We start from the raw sequence: 4382 nt of genomic DNA on the forward strand, positions 1-4382 counted from the left end.
TTACAGTGCTAATACTTATACTCTTCACTTCCCTTTTTAAATATCATTTTTTCTAGCTAACAGAGTTGCAATTAGCAAATTCCTTGCAAATTGCTTACTTACTTTCCTTAACTTGACGCGTATGATTCAAAACATTGTGTGTTGCCTGATGTTCGCTTGCGCTTATTTGCTTGCCAACTTTATTAAATTTTGTCTCATCTTCTATTGACATAAATCCCTATATTTAATGGCTGTTATTTTATGAAACCATTATTTATCAAGTCAAACAAGTTAATAAAAATTAAGTTAAGTTAAAATATTAGTTATAAATATTAAACTGTTACTTGAAGATACTCTATATTGTTAATAATTTATTTACCATATAAGAAACTGCTTTTATTAATTTTAAACTTATTTCAAAAAGAGGATGTCATACCGCTTTTAAAAGATATATATATGATATTTTTTAGAGATAGAAGTTTTCTATACTACTCAACCATAAGTCTTAAGCAATAACATTATTGATACTAGAGCCTGAATAGGTATTGAATTTTAGAAGTGAAATATTAACTAGCTGGTTTAAAATATTTCCTTTTTTTGCTAGTGATTATTTTTACATCACAATTATTGTGATTGCTTACTGGTTAAATCCAAGAAATAGCTTATTTTTGGATTTAGGTTGGCTTATATCATTTGCAACATTATTGAATATTTTTATTAAAAATTCTTTTTCTATTCCTTGTCCCCCTAGTACATTACATATGTTATCTATTAATGATGGATCATTTGGTTTCCCTAGTGGAGATATACAGGTGGCTACTGTTTTCTTTATAATAATATTTTTATCATTTAATTCAAAAAATGTTACAAATAATATCTATTGCAATGATTATTAATATTATGCTTTCACGCCTATATCTTGGAGTACATAGTGTATATGATGTTATAGGCGGTATGATTTTTGGAGTGTTAATTATTTTATAGAAGTAATTTTATGCAGGCACAAATTAGGTAGATAGGAAAATAGTACTAAATCTTACTATTGATACATTGGTTTTTGTGATAGGTATATGTTACTTGTTATGGTAAGACAATCCTTTCCCCTTACTGCTTTTATTATCAATAGGCACTTTATTGGGTGATGGTATCGTATATATTTGCTTTAAATATAATGCTGATTTGATCTTAAATAATGTGCAAAAAACTATATATATAATTATTAGTTTTACTCTGTTATTCTTTTTTATAAAACTTTTCCTATAATAAAAAATGCAACAATATTATTTAATTTTACTTTACACTTTTGATTAAATTTGCCTTATTGCCTGTTTTGATTTATATTTTACTTCCTATAATACAAAGAAAACTAAAAAGTAGATTAAATTAAATTTCTTTCACAAAATCCGATGTACAGATTTACAACTATTCGCATGATAATCTAATATATCAAGTATTGACAAAGTACTTACATTATTTATAATCAATTAAACATTAAAAATGGTTGTGTTATGGGTATCAAGCTAAATCCTTACGAACACGATATTGAAGATAATTTTGAAAAGCAGCAAACAGTTGATGATCCTGCTCTCATTGCATTATTCCAAAAGTCTACAAAAGCACATCTTAATAAAAAGAGATCTGTTACTATCAGGGTTGCAGAACATGACATAGAAGCAATAAAAATTAAAGCTTCTAAGCATGGCTTACCTTATCAAACCTATCTTAATATGCTAATTCATTTAGATGCTACTAAACTTTAAATACTAATGATCAAATTTAGATATAATCATGACAAGAACTCTAAGTTATTACATGAGCGTGGTGTAAGTTTTGAAGAGATAGTGCAATCAATTGAAGACGGTAATTTACTAGATATCAAATTACATCATAATCACAGGAAGCATGCAGGTCAAAAAATTTTATATGTTAGAATGATTGATCTAAGTATATGCTGTGCCGTTTGTAGAAGAAGATGAAGATACTATTTTCCTTAAGATTTTATTACTTAGTAGAAAAGCAAAAAAGGAATTGTTCAAAGATAAGAAATAATATATGAGTTTTATAGAAGCATTTATAAATAAAGGATATTTCCATCAATGTACCGATTTGGATCGGTTAACTACTATAACGAAAGAAACAAAAATAGCGGCTTATATAGGCTTTGACTGTACTGCTACATCGCTACATATCGGTAGTTTAATGCAGATAATGATATTACGGTTACTTCAGCAGCATGGGCATAAGCCTATTGTAATTATCGGCGGCGGTACGAGTAAAATCGGTGATCCTACTTGGAAAGACGAAGCTCGCAAAATTTTAAGCAAAGAAGATATAGCTAAAAATGCTAAAGGGATTAAAAAATCACTATCAAAATTTATCAAATTCGGTGATGGTAAAAGTGATGCTATTATGTTCGATAATGTAGAGTGGCTTGATTCTCTTAATTATCTAGAGTTTTTAAGAGATTTTGGCGTTCATTTTTCGATCAACCGTATGCTTACTATGGATTCGGTAAAACTAAGGCTTGAGCGTGAGCAGCATTTAAGCTTCTTAGAATTTAACTATATGTTGCTGCAAGCCTATGATTTTTACTATTTAAGCAAGCATTACAATTGCAGTTTGCAGATTGGCGGTAGTGACCAATGGGGCAATATCGTAATGGGAGCGGATTTAATTCGTAAAATAAGTAGCCAAGAAGTATTCGGTATGACGACGCCACTACTTACGACTAGCTCAGGTGCTAAGATGGGTAAGACTGCGACAGGGGCAGTATGGCTTAATGAAGATTTGTTAAGTCCGTATGATTATTACCAATATTGGCGTAACTGTGAAGATGCCGACGTAATTAAATTTGCTAAATTATATAGTGAGTTAACTTCTGAAGAGCTTAATAAATTTGAGAGCTTAGCGGCTGAAGATATTAATGCAGCTAAAAAGCAACTAGCGTATGAGCTAACTAAGCTTTGTCACTCGGAGCAGGCAGCAAAATTAGCTCTAGAAACTGCAGTAAAGATATTTGAACAAGGAGAAATCGATGCTAATTTACCTACCGTTGTTTTAGAGCAAGAACTATTACAAGCCGGTATTAGTGCATATGAGTTATTTCACGAGGTAGGTCTTGCTAGCTCTAAGTCAGAAGCACGCAAGCTTATAAGAGGGAAGGGTGCTAAGATAAATGATAGATTAGTCGAAGATGAGAATATTATAATTAATACTACTTTCCTACTTGATAAAAATGTTATAAAGCTCTCTGCTGGCAAGAAAAGACATATATTGGTTAGGGTTTAAATATTTTGCTAGATTGCCATGCTCCTTTCAATTGCAACATTGTTGTATGGCTCAAATATATTATGTCTAATTGAAACTGCAACTTTCAATTAGACAAGTTGTATATTTCCTATCTAATGAACCCCTATAACATAAGTTAAATTCAGATTTAAAAAGCCATGACTAAAATAAGGCTTGATGAATATTTGCTGCAAAAAGGTTTTGTAACAGATATTACTATAGCACGAAGCTTGATTATTCAAGGTAAAGTACATAATAAGTATGAGCAGTTAATTAAGCCTGGGATACAGGTTAATATAAATGATACCAACATTAAGGTAAAGCTACCGCAGCATAATTATGTTTCAAGAGGTGCATTAAAGTTAATTGCTGCTTTGGATTATTTTAAAATTGATCCTGAAAATTTAGTTTGTATTGATATAGGTAGTAGCACAGGCGGTTTTACCGAAGTATTACTTGAGCGTAAAGCAAAATTAATTTTTGCCGTAGATGTAGGTTATGGCGAACTTCATCCTAAATTACGCGACAATCCACAAATTAAAGTGCTTGAGAAGACTAATGCACGATATTTAACCGATAAACAAATAACGATAAAGCCTGATTTAATTGTTTGTGATGCCAGTTTTATTAGTTTAACTACTATATTGCCGACTTCACTAAATTTAGCTAAAGAAGATTGCATGCTTATTGCTTTAATAAAACCACAATTTGAGGTTAAAAAGCATGAAGTAGAGCAGGGAGGAATTATTAAAAATCCTCTCTTACATCAAAAAGTATGCGATAAAATTAAAGATTGGCTTGAACAAGAGCATAATTTTAAAATATTTGATATTATAGAAAGTCCAATACTGGGATCTAAGGGGAATAAGGAGTTTTTAATAGCAGGACATTTTAAGCCTTGATAATTAAATAAGAATGATATAAAGTATAAAGTAACACTTTATGTTTATGAAATATGATCTTTTAGATAAAAAAAGGGCACTGTTGCAAATAAGCACCTTTAGCACTTAAGGAACTAAAAGACTTAGGAACAAAATACCCTAAATCTGCTATCAATAAATCATTAGGATTAATATCCTGTAAATAATCTTTATAACCTTGATCTGATCGTGCCC

Annotated in this window: 4 protein-coding genes and 1 pseudogene; all 5 read left to right on the plus strand. The window is 30.4% G+C overall.

The features are described from left to right. Positions 1-840 precede the first annotated feature (840 nt). The 5 genes and pseudogenes from ACKTSD_RS03595 (at position 841) to ACKTSD_RS03615 (ending at position 4169) form a co-directional block, all read left to right on the plus strand. Positions 841-963, plus strand: a complete 123-nt coding sequence (locus tag ACKTSD_RS03595) for a phosphatase PAP2 family protein (protein WP_412708042.1) — start codon at positions 841-843, stop codon at positions 961-963. Between the two features lie 524 nt (positions 964-1487). Then, entirely contained in the window at positions 1488-1739 is a 252-nt protein-coding gene (locus tag ACKTSD_RS03600) for a CopG family antitoxin (RefSeq protein ID WP_412708043.1), read from the plus strand. 6 nt (positions 1740-1745) lie between these two features. Further along, a pseudogene (locus ACKTSD_RS03605) lies at positions 1746-2028 on the plus strand (hypothetical protein). A 3-nt stretch (positions 2029-2031) separates the two neighbouring features. Next, positions 2032-3267, plus strand: coding sequence for a tyrosine--tRNA ligase (gene tyrS / locus ACKTSD_RS03610; protein ID WP_412708044.1), 1236 nt, complete (start codon positions 2032-2034; stop codon positions 3265-3267). A 158-nt stretch (positions 3268-3425) separates the two neighbouring features. Next, the gene (locus ACKTSD_RS03615) at positions 3426-4169 is read left to right on the plus strand and encodes a TlyA family RNA methyltransferase (protein ID WP_412708045.1); all 744 of its coding nucleotides are present in this window, start codon (positions 3426-3428) and stop codon (positions 4167-4169) included. The last annotated feature ends 213 nt before the right edge of the window (positions 4170-4382 follow it).

The sequence above is a fragment of the Candidatus Rickettsia kedanie genome (genome assembly GCF_045865205.1).
Lineage (GTDB): Bacteria > Pseudomonadota > Alphaproteobacteria > Rickettsiales > Rickettsiaceae > Rickettsia > Rickettsia australis.

What these genes read in the sequence shown, in the direction of transcription:
- ACKTSD_RS03595 (WP_412708042.1), top strand. Translation starts at nt 841, where the DNA reads ATGTTACAAATAATATCTATTGCAATGATTATTAATATTATGCTTTCA.
- ACKTSD_RS03600 (WP_412708043.1), top strand. Translation starts at nt 1,488, where the DNA reads ATGGGTATCAAGCTAAATCCTTACGAACACGATATTGAAGATAATTTT.
- tyrS (WP_412708044.1), top strand. Translation starts at nt 2,032, where the DNA reads ATGAGTTTTATAGAAGCATTTATAAATAAAGGATATTTCCATCAATGT.
- ACKTSD_RS03615 (WP_412708045.1), top strand. Translation starts at nt 3,426, where the DNA reads ATGACTAAAATAAGGCTTGATGAATATTTGCTGCAAAAAGGTTTTGTA.